The following is a 20210-nucleotide window of genomic DNA, read 5'->3' as shown; positions in this document are numbered from 1 at the left end:
CACCAACGATTACGGACAACTCCAAGATTCTCTGCACCATCATTGTCCGTTACACAAATACACCTTGCTCGTAGCAACAGCCAGCAATCGCATTCCAACAAAAAAACACAAAACGCTACACAGCATTTTGTGTTTCTTTCAACAAATAATAGCATCCCAATTTAACAGCACGGACACGGTTGGCTTCCCGCGCACCGGCAAGAATGACCTCCCGAACAACGGTCGGACGCCCCTTAATAGCAATCCCAATATAAACGGTTCCGACAGGCTTGCCTTCCTGCTTATCAGGGCCGGCTACGCCTGTAAAGCTAATCCCAATATCCGCCCCCGTAAGCGCAGCGACATTTTCTGCAAGCTCCAAGGCGCATTGTTCACTAACGACTCCATATTGTTGAATCGTTTCTTCTTTCACACTTAATACGTTGCGCTTTACCTCATTCGTATAGCAGACCACTCCGCCTTTTAAAACAGCACTCGCTCCGGGAATCGCTGACAGCTCCTGCTGAAACATTCCCCCTGTCAGGCTTTCTGCAGCAGAAACGGTCCATTTCTTTTCGTGTAAAATTTTGCTCAATTCATTCACTAGAGAAGTTTGATCATAGCCATATAAATACTGCCCCACCCGCAGGCTAATCGTATTTTCCACTTCATCCAGCATAAAATTTGCTGTCGTAACATCTTGGTGCTTGGCGGTCAGCCTTAACGTTACCTCACCATCAGAGGCCAGCGGGGCTATCGTCGGGTTCGTTTGTGCATCAATTAAATCAAGGATTTCCGTTTCCAATGCGGCTTCGCCAATCCCGAAAAATCTTAGCACCCTTGAAACAATTTTCTCATTGGATTTGACTTGTGCGGAAAGCGCACCAATACCATAGTCTAAGAACATGGGCTCCATTTCTTTTGGAGGGCCAGGCAAAAGCATGTAAATGTGCCCGTCGCTCTCCACCACCATCCCTGGTGCCATTCCATGATCATTTGGCAATATAACCGAACCCTCGAAGACGAGTGCCTGTTTCCGGTTATTTTCTGTCATTTGCCGGTTCGTTTTTTTGAAATAAACCTCAATAGAATCTAATGCGGCTTGGTCGAAAACAAGTTTTTTGCCAATATGTCTTGCAATTGTTTCTTTTGTCAAATCATCTTTTGTCGGACCGAGGCCACCGGTAAAGATAATTAATTCGGATCGGCTTTCAGCAATCGAAACAGCTGCCTCTAAACGGTCAGGATTATCACCAACGACCGTGTGGTAAAATACATTAATCCCCATGCCGGCTAACTGCTGTGACAAAAACCTAGCGTTAGTATTGACGATTTGACCAAGTAATAGTTCTGAGCCAACGGCAATAATCTCAGCATTCATCTTAACACCCCTATTTTGAGTTTCTCAGAATATGACTATTTTTAGCAAAATAATCCCATCCGGACCAAATCGTGAAAATCAAGGCAACCCATAAAGCAATCTGTGCAAATGGAAAAGAAATCATCTCAAAAATGAAATTATGTAAAAGTAGAGCGGCAATGGCAACAATTTGTGTCCATGTTTTAATTTTTCCCAGCATATTGGCAGCGACCACTTCACCTTCCCCTGCTAAAAGGAGCCTAAGCCCTGTCACGGCAAATTCCCGGCTGATAATTACAATGACAATCCAAGAGGAAGCGTATCCCAATTCTACTAAAACGATTAAGGCTGCCGAAACAAGAAGCTTATCGGCCAGCGGATCAAGAAATTTCCCCATATTCGTAACCAAGTTATATTTTCTTGCATAATAACCATCCACCCAATCGGTAGCAGATGCAAAAATAAATATTAATGCCCCGACAAAATGGGTGACCGGCAAGTCTGTTCCAAGCAAATGCATCGTTCCCCATTTAAAAGGGACAAGCATTATAATCAAGAATAACGGAATCAATAATATTCTCGAAACCGTTATCTTATTTGGTATATTCATCGTAAAACCTCCAAATCTATTTCAACAAAGTGAAAAATAGCCATCGGACAGATGACTATTTGTTCTTCGGAACATATTGGATCGTAATGTTCTGACGAACCACTTTATCCGGTGCAACAGAGTACGCAAGCTTCTGGTCATTCACATAAATATCTGTATCCAGCGCATTGCCGACAACAAGCACAGCCTGACTTTCTTTTGATAAATCGACTGTTTTACTGTCGGTACTGCCTTTAGTAAGCATTCCCTGGAAGAAGGAATACCCTTTACCATTCCTAATATTTACCCATGTTTGACCATTTGAAACCAATTTAACCACAAATTTATTTGCATTTTTCAATTGGAAGGTTGAATTGCGGCCGGCGCTTTGAACCACTTTTAATTCCTGTTGTGGTGCAGGTTTTGCAGGCGTCGTCGAACCAGTTTGGTTACCAGCGGCATTCGTATTATTTCCGGTTGACGCTTTGTTAGCATTTTCGCTTTTTGGTTGTACAAGATTTTTCGCTCTTTCTATCTTCGCTTGATCGTTTACTTTGTTGAAAGATTCATTTGAAGTGTTGCCGGGATGGTTAATTAAAAAATAGTAGAGTAACCCGGCCACACCAATGACAAAAACACCAATTAAGATTTTGGGCAGAATATCAAAAACCTTAGAGTTACTCTCGGAAATCGTTTTACGAGTTTTCACTCTTGATAATTGATTTGAAAGATCCTCATTATGCGCAGCGGGAATTTCATTTTTATATTCTTCAAAAAGCTCGTCAGGATTCATATGCAATGCTTCTGCATATTGCTTAATGAAGGCACGAACATAGAAATTTCCGGGCATGCTGGAATAATTGCCTTCTTCAATACCAATTAAGTAACGTTTTTGAATTTTTGTGATGGTTTGCAAATCATCCAAACTTAAATTTTTGGCTAATCGGGCTTCCTTTAGTCGATTACCTAATTCAGTCAACTTTTAACACCTTCCAAATTTATTAAAAATTAAAATCTCCAAAATCCGAACCGGAGAGTAAATTATTTTCAACCACTTCATATGTAATCTCTTCATCTGGGTCATTCCGAAGCTCGATAATATAATCAAAATCTTCAAGAGTGTACTCGGAATTTTGAACAAATATATCAGGATGTTCCACGACCTTAACGGCAGGTAAACGCATAATCTCACGGACAAGCTGCCAATGGCGCTCGTTTGCCCGTTTGGTCGAAACGATTCCATCTAAAATAAACAAGTTATTTTCATTGTATTCATCTTCAATTAATTGATTTCGAATCGTTTGTTTTAAAAGAGTGGAAGAAACAAACAGCCATCTTTTACTGGCACACACGCTTGCCGCTACGACAGATTCCGTTTTTCCCACACGAGGCATACCGCGGATTCCAATCAACTTATGCCCTTCCTGCTTAAATAATTCTGCCATAAAATCAACTAATAATCCAAGCTCATCCCTTACAAAACGGAATGTTTTTTTATCATCTGCATCTCTTTGAATATAGCGGCCGTGTCTGACAGCAAGACGGTCCCGCAGCTTTGGTTCTCTTAACTTTATTACTTTTATTGTATCCATAGTATGTAAAATTGACTCAAGCCGTTTTATTTGATCATCATCTTTTGCTTTAATTAATAATCCTCGTCTGCCTTCATCCACACCATTGATCGTTACAATATTAATAGACAGCATACCTAAGAGGGATGATATATCGCCCAATAATCCCGGACGGTTGATTTGTATCTCATATTCCAAATACCATTCTTTTTTCCCCATTAAAAACCCTCCTCATGCTATATGTGAAGATAATTCGACATTTTTCACGTATCCCTATCTAAACCTTATAATAAATGATTTTGATGGAAGATGAAAGTAAAATCAAGGATAACGGTCATAAAACTAGATATTATTGAAAAAACAAAAAAAAGAGAGGAACCTCCCTCTCTTTTAACGCTCTCCATTATTTTGGATTAGTTTTACCATCATATTTGCAATTGCTTGTTGTTCACCTTTATCTGCTACTGACCACAAATCGGCGAGAATTCGTTCTTGTTCGTTTTTTGGCTCCACTTGATTTGAAAGATAATCGCCAATTTGAAACGCAAGATTGCTGATAGCTCCCTCGCTCATTCCTTCATTTTGCGCATGATGAAGTCGGTTGGCAAGAAAATCTTCCCACTGCTTCCAATTATCTAAAACAGACATTTTAAAACCCTCCTTTAAATTAGTACAAGATTATTTTGTGGCGAGGCGGGGAGATTTATTCAATAAACGTAAAAAACTTAACTGTACCAGCCGCCATTTATGGCAATAATTTGTCCGGTTATATATGATGATTCTTCGGATAATAAAAAGGAAACTCCTTTAGCAATTTCCTCCGGTAAACCCAATCTCCCCATCGGAATCGTATCGGTAAGCGAAACCAGCTCCTCCTTTGTAAAGCTGCCGAGCATCGGCGTTGCTATGGCGCCAGGGGCAATACCGTTTACCCGAATACCATTTAATGCAACCTCCTTGCTTAACGCTTTGACAAATGCAATTTGGGCTCCTTTTGCTGTGGAATAGGCCACTTCACATGCAGCACCCATCTGCCCCCAAATGGAGGTAATGACAATTATATTTCCTGCGCCCTTGTTAAGTAATTTAGGGAGCAGTTTCTTTGTCATTAATAATGGATTTAATATATGTACATTCATTATCGCTTCTGCATCTTCCTCAGGTAAATCAACTAAAAGTCCATAATGACTGTTTCCGCTGCAATGAATAATGGCATCAAGTGAGAAAATATGAGGGCAAACCTGTTTATATCCATCCCGCTCAGCCAAATTCGCTTGAATAGGCATATATTCTCCGCCAAATGCTTGCAATTTTTCCATTAGCTCCGCCATCGACTGTTCATTTCGATTGTAATGTAAATATAAACGGAATCCTTCCTGGGCCAGCTTTAATGCCACCGCTTGTCCAATTCCACCGCTTGCTCCCGTGATGAGTGCATGTTTTTTCATTATTGCTCACTCTTTCTATATGGTACTGCTACCATTATATCCGAAAAAAAGCGCCGTTTGACATACGGCGCTAGACGATCTTACTTTTTCTTCGGCACGACCTGGCATACTGAGAATCGTTCCTCTGCAATGACTTCGGATGCCAATGACTGTACATCTTGTATTGTAATTTTTTCAAGTGTCGGGACGACATCAAACAGGTTCATATCATTAAAGGCATAGCGTGTAAACTGATTGGCGATATATTCAGGTGAGTTAATGGCCCGTAAAAAAGAGCCAATTTTCTTCTTTTTGGTCCGTTCAAGCTGTTCTTCAGAAAATAAATTTCCGTTTTTTGCATTGAGCAGCATTTTCTTCAGGCGCTCGGCCAATTGGTCCGGCTCTCTTGTGTCACCGCCAATCATTGCAAAGCCAAAACCCTGTTCCTGTGTATAGTCATAGGAGAACGTTTCGTCGATAAGGCCATCATTATATAGTTGATCATAATTAGCGGCGCTTTTCCCGAATAACAAATCAAGCAGAATATTCATTGTTAACTCATTCTTTAACATGGTCTCTCCAGTTTGGTCAACATGAAGAGCCTTAATGCCGACTAAGCATTTGGAGGTTTGAACATTCATTTCTAATACTTGTTTCGGCTCGGCTGCCTCGACTGGTTCCTCTTCAAATTTACGCTTAACTTCCGGCTGGTCTTTATAATCTTTTTTGGCTTGATTTTCTCTTACCTGATTCATAAATTTTTCGGGGTCGACCGGACCGACAATGAATAACAGCATATTGCTTGGGTGGTAAAACGTATTATAACATTCATACAGCCAATCTTTTGTTATATGTGAAATGGATTCAATGGTTCCGGCAATATCAATTCGAACCGGATGATTTTTGTAAAGGTTCTGGATTAATCCAAAATACAGACGCCAATCAGGATTGTCATCATACATGGTGATTTCCTGACCAATGATTCCCTTTTCTTTTTCCACTGTTTTTTCAGAAAAATAAGGGTCTTGAACAAAATCGACTAATGTTTCCAGGTTTTTTTCCACATCTGATGTACTGGAAAATAAATAGGCTGTTCGGGTAAAAGAAGTAAAGGCATTTGCCGATGCTCCCTGGCGGCTGAATTGTTGAAACACATCGCCATCTTCCTTTTCAAAAAGCTTATGCTCCAAGAAATGGGCAATACCGTCGGGAACCTTTACAAACTCTTCTTTTCCTAATGGAACAAATGTATTATCAACCGAACCATATTTTGTTGTAAATGTTGCGTATGTTTTATTAAAGCCGTTCTTCGGTAAAATATAGACATTTAGCCCATTGGGAAGTTTTTCATGAAAAAGCTCCTCTTGAAGCTGATCAAAGGTAATCTTTTCCATCATTTACCCTCCTCCGTTCCCGTTAAGAAATAAATCGTATCAAGCTCAATCTTTTGTCCCACGGCAATGATTTCCTCTTTTGTTGCTTTCTGCATTTCTTCGAGCCATTGTTCTAATTTGATTTCTACCTTTGCGACGACATTATGGTAGAGTACCTCAGTCAAGCCTCTTGATGTATCAATCGTTTCGAGCATTTGGTTTTGGATGACTGCTTTGGTTTGTTCTAATTCCTGGTCTGTGAAATCTCCCTTTTTCATGGCATCCATTTGTTCATTGATGATGCTCACGGCCTGGTCATAATTCTTTAAGTCAATACCTGATGAAACCATCATCAAAGCTTTATGACTTTCCAATCGACTAGCTGCATAGTAGGCAAGACTGGCTTTTTCGCGAACATTGATAAATAACTTGGAATGGGCAAAGCCGCCAAAAATGCCGTTAAACACCTGGAGAGCAAAATAATCGGGATCCCCGTATTTAATGTTGGTTCGATAGCCGATATTCAGCTTACCCTGCTTGACATCCTGAACTTCTTTTACATCATGAACCTTCTCTTTTTTATTTACTGCCCGGGATTCTACCATTTTTGGTGATCGGTTCTCGAATTGAAGCAGTTTATCGGCAAGCTTCTTCACTGTTTCCTCTTCGACATCCCCAATAATATATAAGTCCATTTCATCCTCTGAAAAGGCCTTTTGATAATACTCATATAAACTCTCCGGCGTGATCGGGTCAACCTCTTCCATTTCTCCGTTTAGTGGCAGAGCATACAGCTCCCCCTTACACATTTCTTCGACTAAACGAATATTGGAATAGCGCATTTTATCATCATATACAGATTGGATTCGCTGTTTTAATGTCCGTTTTTCTTTTTCCACGGTTTCCGCATCAAATGCATTTCCTGATACGTTCGGCTTTGTTAAAATTTCAGCTAAAAGCTCAAATCCTTTTTGCAATAACGGGTTTCGATCGCTTAAAAATTTTTCATTCGCAATTTCAATCGAAAAGCTTACACAATGATATTCACCTTTTTTGGCTAAATCAACAAACAGGGTCGCTCCATATAATTCGTCTAAATAGGATCTTAAAGCCGTGGATGTTGGATATTTAGCCGAACTGGTCTGTAATACTTGAGGAAGCAGCGCCCTTTTTGTCAAATCCTCTTTTGATAATGGCGCTTTCATTTTCCAAACAAATGTATTGGTTTTATATTTGTCTGTCTTAATGACATGCAGTTTGTATCCTTGCATATCGGTTATCAATTCTTTTGTAGAATCCATTTGCAAACCTCCTTATAAAATTAAGGCTATAACCTATCATTATGTATTTAACGCTATTTTATATCTTATCCCTTGGAAAGAAACGCTATTCTTATAATAAGCTGTGTTAGACATGAGTGTTGATTTCCGCTCCTGGCGCTCGCTTTCCGCGGGGAGGTCCGGGAGCCTCCTCGGCGCTTTAGGCGCCTGCGGGGTCTCCCGTGACCTCTACATCCCGCAGGAGTCGAGCGCCCTCCGCTCCAATCAAAGGTTGAAAATATCATCATTCGACTTTAACACAGCCATAATAAAAAACCCTCGGAGCAAATCCTCCAAGGGTTCAAACATTTATTAACGTGTTCCTTTAATATAATGAACGCCGTCTGCTTTAGGTGCTTCTGCGCGTCCGATAAAGCCTGTTAGGGCAAGAATGGTTAGGACGTATGGAGCAATTAGCAAATACACATCCGGAATTCCTTTTAAGAATGGCAAGCTTGAACCGATGATACTGATACTTTGGGCAAAACCAAAGAAGATTGCGGCGCCCATCGCTCCAAGCGGATGCCATTTACCAAAAATCATCGCTGCAAGGGCCATGAAACCTTGACCACTGATCGTAGAGTGGCTGAAGTTGGATGAAATGGATTCAGCGTAAACGCCGCCGCCAATTCCACCAAGTGCTCCAGAAATAATAACACCATAATAACGCATTTTTGTTACATTAATCCCCATTGTGTCAGCTGCCATTGGGTGTTCCCCAACTGAACGAAGACGAAGACCAAATGGAGTTTTATAAATAATATACCAGGCGATAATCGCAACAATGATCGCTACAAAAGATGTCCAATAGGTATTTTGGAAAAAGATTTTTCCGATAACCGGGATATCTTTTAATACAGGGATATCAATTTTATTAAAAGACTGTTTAATAATATCGGTTTCACCTTTATTATATATTAACTTAATTAAAAACAAAGTTAATCCTGTAGCCAATAGGTTGATGGCCACCCCGGAAACCGTATGATCGGCACGGAATGTAATGGCTGCAAGGGCATGCAAGATGGAGAAAACCGCCCCGGCAACCATGGCAACCAATAAGGCAATCCATGGTGTAGCACTGCCTAATGAACCGGCAAAGGTTAAGTTAAACACGACAGCTGCAAAGGCACCAATAACCATTAAACCTTCAAGACCAATATTGACAACACCGGAACGTTCAGAGAAAACTCCGCCTAATGCTGTGAAGATAAGTGGTGCAGCCCATAAAAGTGTTGATGGAATAACGATCATCAAAATTTCCATTAGACTCACTTACTTCACCCCCTTTTTACTGAATCGATCAAGAAATATTCTAATGATATAGCTTGAGCCGACAAAAAATACGATTAACGCAATGATAATATCGACAAGCTCATTTGGTACACCCGCTTCAAGCGGCATTGACAATGAACCTATTTTTAAAATCCCGAATAACAAAGCGGCGAAAAATACGCCGAGCGCGGTATTTCCACCTAGCAAGGCAACGGCAATTCCGTTAAAACCTACACCGGTGAATCCACCTTGAACAGCCATATAACCGAATGTCCCTAATCCTTCCATCGCTCCGGCAATCCCGGCAAAGGCTCCTGAAATAACCATCGAAAGAATGATATTTTTATTTACACTCATACCGGCATAGTGTGCCGCATCTTGATTAAAACCAACAGCACGTAACTCGTAGCCCCGAGTTGTTTTTTCTAAAAGGAACCACATAATAAAACAGCAGATAATAGCAATTACAATCCCCCAGTGAAGGGTTGAATTTTGTGTTATGCTTTGCAGCCAAGGTGATGCCAATGAAGCAGAAGGATGAATCATAGCCGTTTTGGATGAACCTGAATTCATTTGATTGTTGATAATATAGTTCACTGTGTGAAAAGCAACATAGTTCATCATGATTGTCACGATAACTTCATGAACTCGGAAGCGTGCTTTTAATAAACCTGGAATAAATGCCCAAAGTCCGCCAGCAATCATCGCTGCGATAATGGCTAATGGCAAATGGATGATTTTTGGTAAATGAAATGTAACCCCTACCCAAACCGATGCAAGCCAGCCAACGATAAATTGACCCTCTACACCGATGTTAAATAAACCAACACGGAATGCAAAAGCAACGGCTAAACCAGCCAAAATATATGGTGTAACCTGTCTTAAAACTTCACCGATATAGTATGAATTTCCAAAAGCACCATCCCATAATGCCTGATAGGCGGCGACAGGGTCATACCCGCTTATTAACATGATGATGGTTCCAACGATAATACCTAAAAACACAGCAATAATGGGTGTTAAAATATTGCGTAAGCGTTTAGACATGTGTTCCTTCCCCCGCTTCTTTTTTCGAGCCAGCCATTAACAACCCTAATTCTTGCTCGGTTGTGTCTTTTGGATTCACGATCGCTACTATTTTTCCCTCATAAATAACAGCAATTCGGTCACTGACATTCATAATCTCATCAAGCTCGAAAGATATAAGTAATACTGCTTTTCCGTTATCCCGTTGTTCAATCAGCCGTTTGTGAATAAATTCAATGGCCCCGACATCCAAACCACGAGTAGGCTGCGCCGCAATAAGCAGGTCGGGATTGCGGTCAACCTCGCGTCCGATAATTGCCTTTTGTTGATTACCACCTGATAATGCACGGGCAAGTGCTGTTTCACTTGGTGTCCGAACGTCATATTCTGCAATTAAACTTTTCGCCTTCCTGTAAATTTCTTTGAAGTTTAAGATTCCGTTTTTCGAAAATGGTTTCTTATAGTACGTTTGTAAAACCATATTCTCTCCAATTGGATAGTTCAGAACTAAACCATGTTTATGCCTGTCTTGAGGAATATGTCCTACCCCTGATTCGGTAATTTTTCTTGGCGTGAGTCCAAAAAGTTCTTTATCATTTAACTTAATGCTTCCTCTATCAGCCTTTCTTAAACCGGTAATGGCCTCAATAAATTCTGACTGACCATTGCCGTCTACTCCCGCGATCCCCACAATTTCACCAGCGCGAACAGTTAAATCCAAGCCATTCACCATTGTCACTCCACGTGAATCTTTTACAACCAGATCTTTAATATTAAGCACATCTTGTTTTGGTGAAGCTTCCTTCTTTTCTGTTTTAAAGACAACTTCACGTCCAACCATTAAATTCGCTAATTCATTCGGATTGGTTTCGCTTACATTAACCGTTCCAATTCCTTTTCCTTTCCGGATAACGGTACAACGGTCGGCAACTTCCATAATTTCTTTAAGTTTATGAGTAATAATAATGATAGATTTGCCTTCTTTAATAAGCGTTTTCATGATTTGAATCAATTCTTTTATTTCTTGAGGTGTTAATACAGCAGTCGGTTCATCGAATATTAAAATTTCTGCACCGCGATAAAGGGTTTTTAAAATTTCCACCCGTTGCTGCATACCTACAGAGATATCCGAAATTTTCGCCTGCGGATCAACCGCTAATCCATAACGCTCGGAAATATCACGGACTTCTTTTTCGGCCTTCTTCAAGTTAATCCGTCCGGCTGTCGTGATTTCTTTCCCAAGAATAATATTTTCAGTTACAGTAAACTTATCTACAAGCATGAAGTGCTGATGAACCATTCCGATTCCAAGGTCATTGGCGATGTTCGGATTAGAAATTTTCACAGGTTTTCCATGAACACGAATTTCCCCTTGCTCTGGCTGGTATAAACCAAAAAGAACGTTCATTAACGTCGTTTTACCGGCCCCGTTTTCGCCGAGTAAAGCATGGATTTCTCCTTTTTTCAATTGCAGGGTAATATTATCATTTGCGACAAAGCTGCCAAATTCTTTGCGAATATTAAGCATCTCAATTACATATTCCATCTTTTCTCACTTCCTTTAATTCATAAATATTAAAATTTATACATGAGTAGTAAGAGGTCAGACTTTCCATATTTTAAAAAAATAGGGGATTCCTCCCTTAATAAAATCCTAAGTGAAAAGCAGAATCCATTCTACCCTTCAATTAACATTCTAATGAATAAAAAATAAGCGGGCCGGTTTACAACCCGCTCATTTATTAAAGATTATTGAGCTTTAAAAGTCTTTAAATCCTTAAGTGTACCAGGAACAGTAATAGCACCGGACTTAATTTTATCTGTCCATTCTTTAACAGCTTTTTCAATCGCAGCTTTTGCTGGTGCTTTAGCATTGATAGGAGCTAAACCAACGCCGTCTTCTTTTAAGCCGTAAACAGTCGTTTTTCCTCCAGGGAAATTACCATCTTTTGTTTTTGTAGAAATATCTTTAACCGCAAGGTCTACACGTTTCATAGCAGATGTAAGAACAACATCTGGACCCATGAAGCTTTGGTCTTGGTCTACACCAATTGCCCAAATATCACGGCTAGGATCTTTTTTCTTTAAGTCGCTAGCTTCTTTAAATAGACCGTTTCCTGTTGCACCTGCAGCGTGGAAAACTACGTCTTCGCCAGAAGCATACATTTTAGAAGCGATAGACTGACCCACTTCTGCTTTATCAAAATAACCGGAGTATTCAACGTCAACTTGTACTGAAGGTTTAGCCGCTTGAACACCAGCTAAGAAACCTGCTTGAAAACGTTCGATAACTGGGATTTTCATACCGCCGATGAAACCGATTTTATTCGTTTTCGTTTCAAGTGCTGCTGCAACCCCAGCAAGGAATGCTGCTTCTTGCTCTTTGAAAAGAACGCTGGCAACGTTTGGTTCTTTAACTTCATCATCAATGATTGCAAATTTCGTATTTGGTTGTTGCTTTGCAATGGTATCAACAGCGTTGTGCATTAAGAAACCGATACCATATACTAAGTTAAATCCTTGGCGGGAAAGTGTGTTAAGGTTTGTTGAGTAGTCTGCATCAGAGGTAGATTGAAGGTAATCATATCCGCCTTTACCTTTAGTCATTCCATTATCTTTACCGAATTCTTGAAGACCAGTCCATGCAGATTGGTTGAATGATTTGTCGTCAACACCGCCGACATCTGTAACCATACCTACTGAGAAAGATTGACCTTTCTTGCCACCATTATTAGCCGTGTTTTTTGTAGTATCTGTTTTTCCACAAGCACCTAATAGTGTTCCAGCAGCAAGTACTAGTGATAGTGCCATTCCAATTTTAGCCTTTTTCAACGTATTGACCCCCTTAAAGATTGTTTGTTTGATTTAGTAGAAATGCTGGAAAAAGCAGTTTTTGTTTCCGTTTTCATGATTGGCTAAAAAAAATTAAACTCTTTTCCGCAATACACGGAAACTAAACTTATCTGCTTTAAAATAGTTTACCGAAAAAAGAATTGGTTCATCCATTTCATCGAAATGCATCTGTTTAAGAACAAGTAATGAGGTTTCAGGATCACATTCCAGAATTGGGGAAATTTTCTCATGATAACCAATCGGTTCGATATTTGCAACAGCATATGTAATCTTGCGGTTTGCCTTTTCTTCCAAAATGCTGAAGATAGATTCTTCGCTATGGTTAAACGTTTCAGGCAAAATGCTTTCTGGTACCTTGTCGATACAATAGACAACAGGATCGCCATTGGCCGTTCTTACCCTTTCCATGACAACAATTTCCTCATCTATAGAACATGAGAAACGGCGAACATCTTCCTCGGTTGCTCCTTGAGTCGATGAGCTTAAGAAAATAGTACCTGGTTTCATCCCAGCTTGTTTAATCATGTCAGTGACACTATTCAATTGTTCAATCCCTGAAGTAAACAGCGGCTTTGAATTAACAAATGTCCCCACACCGTGGCGACGAATGATAACATTTTCCTCTTCGAGAATGCGCAGTGCTTCGCGAAGTGTGGCCCTGCTTACACCCAGATGTTTGGCAAGATCAAATTCCGAAGGTAATTTTTCTTTTTCTTTATATATCCCCTCTTCAATATCTTGCTTTAACCGATCGATTACTTGTAAATACAAGTGCCGATTATCTGACTTTATTGACATGCAGGTTCCTCCAGCCTTTTCCTAAGACATCAGACATCTGATGTATTATCATTCCTACTAATCGAAAATAATATAACACTTTTTTAGGGATAAATAAATAGAAATTCATCATTTTGTCGAAAAAAGCTAATTAGGAGATAATTATTAAAAAACCTTATGTTTTAAGGGTTTAAAATCTGATATAATTAATCACTGAAAATAGATAATAGGGAGTTACTGGTAAATAACAGGCTTTTATTCCCGGATTACTATAGATAAAAACTACTACTTAATATATGTAAAATTAGGACAAAAATAATAAAAAGAGCCAAAATTTTTGGCTCTTTTTTTATACCCTTTACGAACTGGCTTCTTCTTTTGGTTTAGACTGTAAAACTACTCTTGGCTTGCTGCCCTCGTATGGACCGACTATTCCGCGAGCTTCCATCTCATCAATGAGGCGCGCTGCTCTTGTGTAGCCAATTCTAAATCTTCGCTGCAGCATGGAAACAGAAGCCGTCTGCATTTCAATAATTAAATCAACTGCTTCTTCATACAAATCATCATCGACTGCACCTTTTGCTTCCGGGATATCGTCCGGGATCATTTCTGCTTGATATTGTGCCTTTTGCTGCGATATCACAAACTCCACCGTTTCTTCCACTTCTTCATCCGAAAGAAATGCACCTTGAACCCGAATTGGTTTTGAAGCCCCGACTGGAAGGAACAGCATATCCCCTCTGCCAAGAAGCTTTTCAGCACCACCCATATCCAATATCGTCCTGGAATCGGTTTGACTTGAAACGGCAAAAGAAATTCTTGATGGAATATTTGCTTTTATAACACCTGTAATAACATCAACAGATGGGCGCTGGGTTGCGATGATTAAATGGATACCGGCTGCACGCGCCATTTGTGCAAGCCTCGTAATCGAATCCTCAACATCGCTTGATGCGACCATCATTAAATCGGCTAATTCATCAACAATGACAACAATATAGGGCAATAATGGCTGTTTATCATTTTCTTCGAGGTTATGACGTCTGATATGTTCATTATACCCTTCAATATTCCTTGTTCCGGTGTAGGAAAACAATTCATAGCGTCTTTCCATTTCATTGACTACTTTTTTTAATGCCTGTGAAGCTTTTTTTGCATCCGTGACAACAGGTGCCAATAAATGTGGAATTCCATTGTAAACATTTAGTTCGACCATTTTAGGATCAATCATCATTAACTTTACTTCATGCGGCTTGGCTCTCATCAAGATACTTACGATAATTCCGTTAATACAAACACTTTTTCCGCTTCCCGTTGCACCGGCTACGAGCAAATGCGGCATCTTGTTCAATTCAGCAAGCACTGCTTCACCAGTTATGTCCCTGCCAAACCCAATCAATAATTTTGCATCCGGCTTGTCATTTTGAGTAGCTTCGAGCACTTCTCTTAATGAAACCATTGCAACCTCGGAATTAGGGACTTCTATACCGATTGCCGATTTCCCCGGAATTGGAGCTTCAATCCGGATATCTTTTGCAGCAAGGGCTAAGGCTAAATCATCGCTTAAACTGACTATTTTACTTACCTTGACGCCTACATCCGGATGAACTTCATACTTTGTTACCGCAGGACCTAAATGAACTTGGGTAACTCGTGCTTTAACACCAAAGCTTTGAAAGGTTCTTTCGAGTTTGGCTGCATTTGATTGAATTAATTCGTATTCACCACTTTGATCTGTTTTTCTCGGGAGCTTTAACAGCCTAAGCGGCGGAAGCTCATATGCGACATTTTCCACCTCTGTAAAGGTAATCGGAGGGGATGTATCCTCTTCCTCTTTTTCCGGAGTGGGTTTATTTTCATTAGATGTTTCCTTCTTTTGTTTTTCCTTCGGTACGGCCTCTTGATAGTCCCTATCAGTAAAACTTGAAATAATTGGTTCAGGTACTCTGATTTCCTCTTCTACAAGAGACTGTTGGATAATTTCTTCCCGTTGGTGATTCGTCCGTCTCTGTTGTACTTCCTGGCGCTGTCTATCTTTTCGTTCTTCCTTTTTCTCTTGTTGTTTTTGTTTCCATTCTTCTACATCATCTTTAAATGCCGACCATTGCCCTTTTGAAAATCCAAAGATTCCCAATAGAATTTTTCCAATAAAATCTCCAAACGATTTTCCGGTAATTAAAATAAAGCCGATGATGATAAAAATAAAAGCAACAATTTTTGTGCCGGTATCGGCGAAAAGGAAATGAAATAAGGCAAATAAAACAGCCCCAATCATCCCTCCACCAAGGTCGTGCGTACTGGTTTCCCCTTTTACCTCCATCATAAAAACTTCCCAGGTGGTTCTGATTACGCTCGGATCTTTGAATTTCCCATCATTCGTCATCAACCGAAAAAAAGTTAAATGGCTTAAAAGTAGAATGGATGAAATAATAAAATAAGAGCCGGTCAATTTAAGATTGAAAAAAAAGGGAATCGTCCTCTTCCACATAAGATACACGCTTAAAACGACCAGTCCAAGAATGGCGGCCATATACCATTCACCCATCCAAAAACGGAAAAATAAGACGGAAGCTTTTCCAACTGCCCCTAATCTGGCCATTGAAATAATCGCCAATGCTAATAATGCAAGGGCTGATAGTTCATATTGGACTGTCCGCTTTATATGATTATCCCTTTTTTTTGCTTGTCTTCGCTTTTTCTTCGCCATTCAATCACCTTGTTCATATAGATTCCTTTAATGTTAAAATAGTAATTAAAAGATAGAAAGAAAGCAGCCTTATTGGCTGCTCTTGTTTTGTTACGGTAATTATACCATAATCTACTATTATAATGCGGACAATCCCTCAACGTTTGCGAAAGAAATTTTTGATCCCGGGCAAATCCGCTCATCTAAAAAATGCTGGGGATCACTGCTTAGAACGCGAAGAACTTGAACATTTTGCTGATCTGTTTGCATGACCATGAGTGGAATTCCTTGAAAGGTGACCATTTGTTGTTTGCTAAACTCGGCTGCCTCACATGGAAAAATAAGCTCCTGAGGCATCATCGTGTATAAAATCATTGAATCAGCCCCTCGTTTTGCTCTTTATGGAGATCGATCAATTCATTTAACTTTTTCATTGCGGCTCCCATGCCACCCACCTCATCGATGAGTCCACAATTAACAGCATCAACACCAATTACATTTGTTCCTATATCCCTGGTTAAATTACCTTTAGCAAACATTAAATCTTTAAATGTCTCCTCGGTAATGTTAGAATGCTTGGTTACAAAATTAACAACCCGTTCTTGCATTTTATCCAAATATTCAAATGTCTGAGGTACACCAATCACTAATCCTGTTAATCGAATTGGATGAATCGTCATAGTTGCCGTTTCTACAATAAAGGAATAGTCACAGGATACCGCAATTGGAACACCGATGGAATGTCCCCCTCCAAGAACAATAGATACGGTCGGCTTCGAAATGGTTGAGATCATTTCTGAAATCGCTAACCCTGCCTCAACGTCTCCCCCTACCGTATTTAAGATAATAAGCACACCTTCAATTTTGGGGTTCTGCTCAATCGCAACCAGCTGGGGTATTAAATGTTCATATTTTGTTGTTTTATTTTGCGGCGGCAATGCTAAATGCCCTTCAATTTGACCGATAATTGTTAAACAATGAATTCTTGAATCTGCTGAAAGCTGGGGTACATTGGTTGTACCTAATTGTTGAATTTTTTCTATTAATGCTGATGAGGGCTTCTCCTCTTTTTGCGGTTCCTTCCCTTCATCGGATTCATTGTTTAAAATATTTTTAAAGATATCCATCCCTAATCTCCCTTCAAGCATGATGGTTTTAGTATTGACGTTCTCCTTAATTTCATCCCTATAAAATAAAAAGCGCCGGTTGCCCCGGCGCTTTTTGATAGATATGTTACACTTCCATGATAATTGGAAGGATCATCGGTCTTCTTTTTGTTTTTTCATATAAGAATCGGTTTAATTCGTCGCGAATGTCTTGCTTCAAGCTTGACCATTCAAAGGAGTCTTTTGAAATATTACGCTCGACAACATCGCGGACCAGTTTATTAGAATCATCCATTAATTTTTCTGATTCCCTTACATATACAAAGCCTCGTGAAATAATTTCAGGACCTGCGGCAATTTTCTTATCCTGCTTTGTTAATGTTACCACTACAATAAGAATTCCATCCTGAGACAAAAGCTTACGGTCACGTAGAACAATATTGCCAACATCTCCTACACCAATTCCATCAATTAATACATTTCCGGATGGAACCTTACTGCTGATGGTAAATTTCCCATCCTTGATTTCAACGACTTCTCCCCGGTCAGGAATCAGAATTTGCTCATTTGTGAGTCCATATTCCATGGCAAGCTTACGATGGGCTTTTAACATGCGATATTCTCCATGAACAGGAATGAAAAATTTCGGATTCATCAAGTTCAGCATAAATTTTAATTCTTCTTGACTGCCATGACTTGATACATGAATAGCCCGTTTACCCGAAACCACATTTGCGCCTGCTCTGAAAAGGAGATCGACCGTTTTGGATAAATATAATTCACTTCCTCTTAATGGCGAGGCAGCAATCAATACGGTATCGCCGGGTTGAATATTCACAAGCTTTGCTGATTGCTTTGCCATTTTTTGCAGAGCCTCAAACGGCTCTCCCTGGCTCCCCGTCATTAATACGCAAATTTCATGGTCTTGATATTCATTAATTTCATTAATAGGAATAATTAAATCTTCCTCAACTTCTAAATATCCCAGGTCTAAGGCGATATGATAAATTTTTTCCAGACTTTTCCCAACAACAGCGATTTTTCGTCCGTTCTCTTTAGCGGCATCAAAGATATGTTGAATACGATTAATGTCTGATGCAAAGCAGGCAGCAATAATTCTTCCTCGTGCATTATAAAAGGCATTCGACATTTCTCGTTCTACAATCGCTTCTGAAGTGGTATATCCCGGCTTTTCAGCTTCGGTACTATCAGATAACAAGCACAGAACTCCCTTGTCCCCAATCGCAGCCATTTTCCCAATTTCAGGTTTATAAAGCTTCTTAGCAGCTTGATCAAATTTAAAGTCCCCTGTGTAAACAATAATCCCTTCGGAAGTATGAACACAAATGCCAATAGAATCCGGGATACTGTGATTGGTTTTAAAAAAGCTAACTTCCACCGTACCCATATCCACGATGGTATTTGAATTAACTTCGATAAAATTTGCTTTCCCGTTAAAATCCTGTTCTTTAAGCTTAGCATTCGCCAAGGCCAAAGTAAGTTTGGTTCCGTAAACCGGTACATTTATATTTCGCAGCAAATAGGACAGTCCGCCAATATGATCCTCATGGCCATGGGAAAGAAAAACAGCTTTTACTCGTTCCTTATTTTCCGTTAAGTAAGTCATATCCGGAATAACAATATCAATGCCCAGCATCTCTTCCTCGGGGAACATTAAGCCGGCATCGATAACAAATATGTCCTTGTCCACTTCTACAAGATACATATTTTTTCCGATCTCTCCAATACCACCAAGCGAAATGATCTTAATGGAGTTATTTTTTCTTTTAGTCAATTTTTGTATCCTCCTACGTTGATAATAACCCGATCGAAATCAGTTATGCTTATTATACTTGAAACTAGAAAACCTTTACAATAGAAAAAAGCCAATCGAATTATATCGATTGGCTTAATACCGTATTAGTTCTTTTTTAACGTATTTATAAGAGTTATCCGTTCCTGCTCAGTTAACGGTACAAGCGGCAGCCTCACAGACCCGACATCCAATCCATTAATTTGCAGGGCCGTTTTTACTGGTGCAGGACTAGGGGCCGCGAACAAACCTTGCATTAATGGCAGAAGCTTTTGATGCAGCTTGGCGGCTTTCGTAATTTCTCCCTCATAAAACGCTTTAATCATTTCCTGCATTTCATTTCCAATGACATGTGAAGCCACTGACACGATTCCTGTGCCGCCAATGGAAAGAACCGGTAATGTTAAACCATCATCACCACTATAAAGAAGGAAATCATCTGCGGTATTTGCAATGATTTTTGTCATCGCATTTAAATCTCCGCTTGCTTCCTTTACGGCAATAATATTGGGGATTTCTGAAAGCCGGATAATTGTATCCGGAAGTATATTTACAGCCGCTCTTCCTGGAATATTATACACCATAACAGGAAGGGCTGTAGATTCAGCCACTGATTTGAAATGCTGAAAAAGTCCTTCTTGGTTCGGCTTATTATAATAAGGGGCTACTGCCATGATTCCATCTACACCAAGCTGTTCGGCTTTTTTGGTTAACTCAATGGAAGCATAAGTATTATTGCTTCCCGTACCGGCAATCACCGGTATTCGTTTATCCACGACCTTCACAACATGGCTGAATAATGCCAGCTTCTCTTCTTTTGATAATGTCGGGGATTCCCCGGTTGTACCCGCAATTACCAAAGAATCAGTCCCATTATCAATTAAATAATTTACTAATTGTGTGGTCTTAGTAAAATCAACATGCCCATTTTTATCAAATGGAGTTACCATTGCTGTGGAAACTCTCCCAAAGTGAACCATTTAACTACTGCTCCTTCCTGGCATTGGCCCTGCATTGATGCGGTCATTGCCTTAGCATACCCTATCCTGCCAAAAGAAA

General features: G+C 39.8%; 18 protein-coding genes. All 18 read right to left on the bottom strand.

What is annotated here, in order from left to right; translation table 11 throughout:
* Positions 1-115 precede the first annotated feature (115 nt).
* The 18 genes from ACZ5XR_RS07095 to dapA all read right to left on the bottom strand — a co-directional run bounded on the left by ACZ5XR_RS07095 (position 116) and on the right by dapA (position 20131).
* Positions 116-1360 (bottom strand): competence/damage-inducible protein A, encoded by a 1245-nt coding sequence (locus ACZ5XR_RS07095; protein ID WP_464500965.1) that lies wholly within the window; start codon positions 1358-1360, stop codon positions 116-118.
* Between the two features lie 10 nt (positions 1361-1370).
* Entirely contained in the window at positions 1371-1949 is a 579-nt protein-coding gene (gene pgsA / locus ACZ5XR_RS07090; RefSeq protein WP_464500964.1) for a CDP-diacylglycerol--glycerol-3-phosphate 3-phosphatidyltransferase, read from the bottom strand.
* A gap of 55 nt (positions 1950-2004) precedes the next feature.
* The gene (locus ACZ5XR_RS07085; RefSeq protein WP_464500963.1) at positions 2005-2907 is read right to left on the bottom strand and encodes a helix-turn-helix domain-containing protein; all 903 of its coding nucleotides are present in this window, start codon (positions 2905-2907) and stop codon (positions 2005-2007) included.
* A 22-nt stretch (positions 2908-2929) separates the two neighbouring features.
* Positions 2930-3718, bottom strand: coding sequence for a DUF3388 domain-containing protein (locus tag ACZ5XR_RS07080; RefSeq protein WP_464500962.1), 789 nt, complete (start codon positions 3716-3718; stop codon positions 2930-2932).
* A gap of 171 nt (positions 3719-3889) precedes the next feature.
* On the bottom strand, positions 3890-4147 hold the full coding sequence (locus ACZ5XR_RS07075; RefSeq protein ID WP_464500961.1) for a DUF3243 family protein: 258 nt from the start codon (positions 4145-4147) through the stop codon (positions 3890-3892).
* A 77-nt stretch (positions 4148-4224) separates the two neighbouring features.
* Entirely contained in the window at positions 4225-4947 is a 723-nt protein-coding gene (gene ymfI / locus ACZ5XR_RS07070) for an elongation factor P 5-aminopentanone reductase (RefSeq protein WP_464500960.1), read from the bottom strand.
* A gap of 80 nt (positions 4948-5027) precedes the next feature.
* Positions 5028-6320, bottom strand: coding sequence for an EF-P 5-aminopentanol modification-associated protein YfmH (gene yfmH, locus ACZ5XR_RS07065; RefSeq protein ID WP_464502250.1), 1293 nt, complete (start codon positions 6318-6320; stop codon positions 5028-5030).
* Entirely contained in the window at positions 6320-7600 is a 1281-nt protein-coding gene (gene yfmF / locus ACZ5XR_RS07060; protein WP_464500959.1) for an EF-P 5-aminopentanol modification-associated protein YfmF, read from the bottom strand. The genes yfmH and yfmF overlap by 1 nt, the downstream gene beginning before the upstream one ends.
* Positions 7601-7930: 330 nt before the next feature.
* Entirely contained in the window at positions 7931-8890 is a 960-nt protein-coding gene (locus ACZ5XR_RS07055; RefSeq protein WP_464500958.1) for an ABC transporter permease, read from the bottom strand.
* Positions 8891-9937, bottom strand: a complete 1047-nt coding sequence (locus ACZ5XR_RS07050) for an ABC transporter permease (protein ID WP_464500957.1) — start codon at positions 9935-9937, stop codon at positions 8891-8893.
* Positions 9930-11462 (bottom strand): ABC transporter ATP-binding protein, encoded by a 1533-nt coding sequence (locus ACZ5XR_RS07045; protein ID WP_464500956.1) that lies wholly within the window; start codon positions 11460-11462, stop codon positions 9930-9932. Before ACZ5XR_RS07045 ends, ACZ5XR_RS07050 begins: the two co-directional genes overlap by 8 nt.
* A gap of 203 nt (positions 11463-11665) precedes the next feature.
* Positions 11666-12748, bottom strand: coding sequence for a BMP family lipoprotein (locus tag ACZ5XR_RS07040; protein WP_464500955.1), 1083 nt, complete (start codon positions 12746-12748; stop codon positions 11666-11668).
* 93 nt (positions 12749-12841) lie between these two features.
* A complete protein-coding gene (locus tag ACZ5XR_RS07035; RefSeq protein ID WP_464500954.1) occupies positions 12842-13567 on the bottom strand; it encodes a GntR family transcriptional regulator in 726 nt (241 codons plus the stop codon).
* A gap of 337 nt (positions 13568-13904) precedes the next feature.
* Positions 13905-16253 carry a DNA translocase FtsK gene (locus tag ACZ5XR_RS07030; protein ID WP_464500953.1) on the bottom strand — a complete coding sequence of 783 codons (2349 nt, stop codon included), beginning with the start codon at positions 16251-16253 and terminating at the stop codon, positions 13905-13907.
* Between the two features lie 117 nt (positions 16254-16370).
* Positions 16371-16607, bottom strand: coding sequence for a YlzJ-like family protein (locus ACZ5XR_RS07025; RefSeq protein ID WP_464500952.1), 237 nt, complete (start codon positions 16605-16607; stop codon positions 16371-16373).
* A complete protein-coding gene (locus ACZ5XR_RS07020; protein WP_464500951.1) occupies positions 16604-17359 on the bottom strand; it encodes a ClpP family protease in 756 nt (251 codons plus the stop codon). The genes ACZ5XR_RS07025 and ACZ5XR_RS07020 overlap by 4 nt, the downstream gene beginning before the upstream one ends.
* A 106-nt stretch (positions 17360-17465) precedes the next feature.
* On the bottom strand, positions 17466-19133 hold the full coding sequence (locus ACZ5XR_RS07015; protein ID WP_464500950.1) for a ribonuclease J: 1668 nt from the start codon (positions 19131-19133) through the stop codon (positions 17466-17468).
* Positions 19134-19258: 125 nt separating this feature from the next.
* Positions 19259-20131 (bottom strand): 4-hydroxy-tetrahydrodipicolinate synthase, encoded by an 873-nt coding sequence (gene dapA / locus ACZ5XR_RS07010; RefSeq protein ID WP_464500949.1) that lies wholly within the window; start codon positions 20129-20131, stop codon positions 19259-19261.
* Positions 20132-20210 lie beyond the last annotated feature (79 nt).

The organism is Neobacillus sp. Fa239, assembly GCF_055395235.1.
This window is presented reverse-complemented; position numbering and strand designations above follow the sequence as displayed.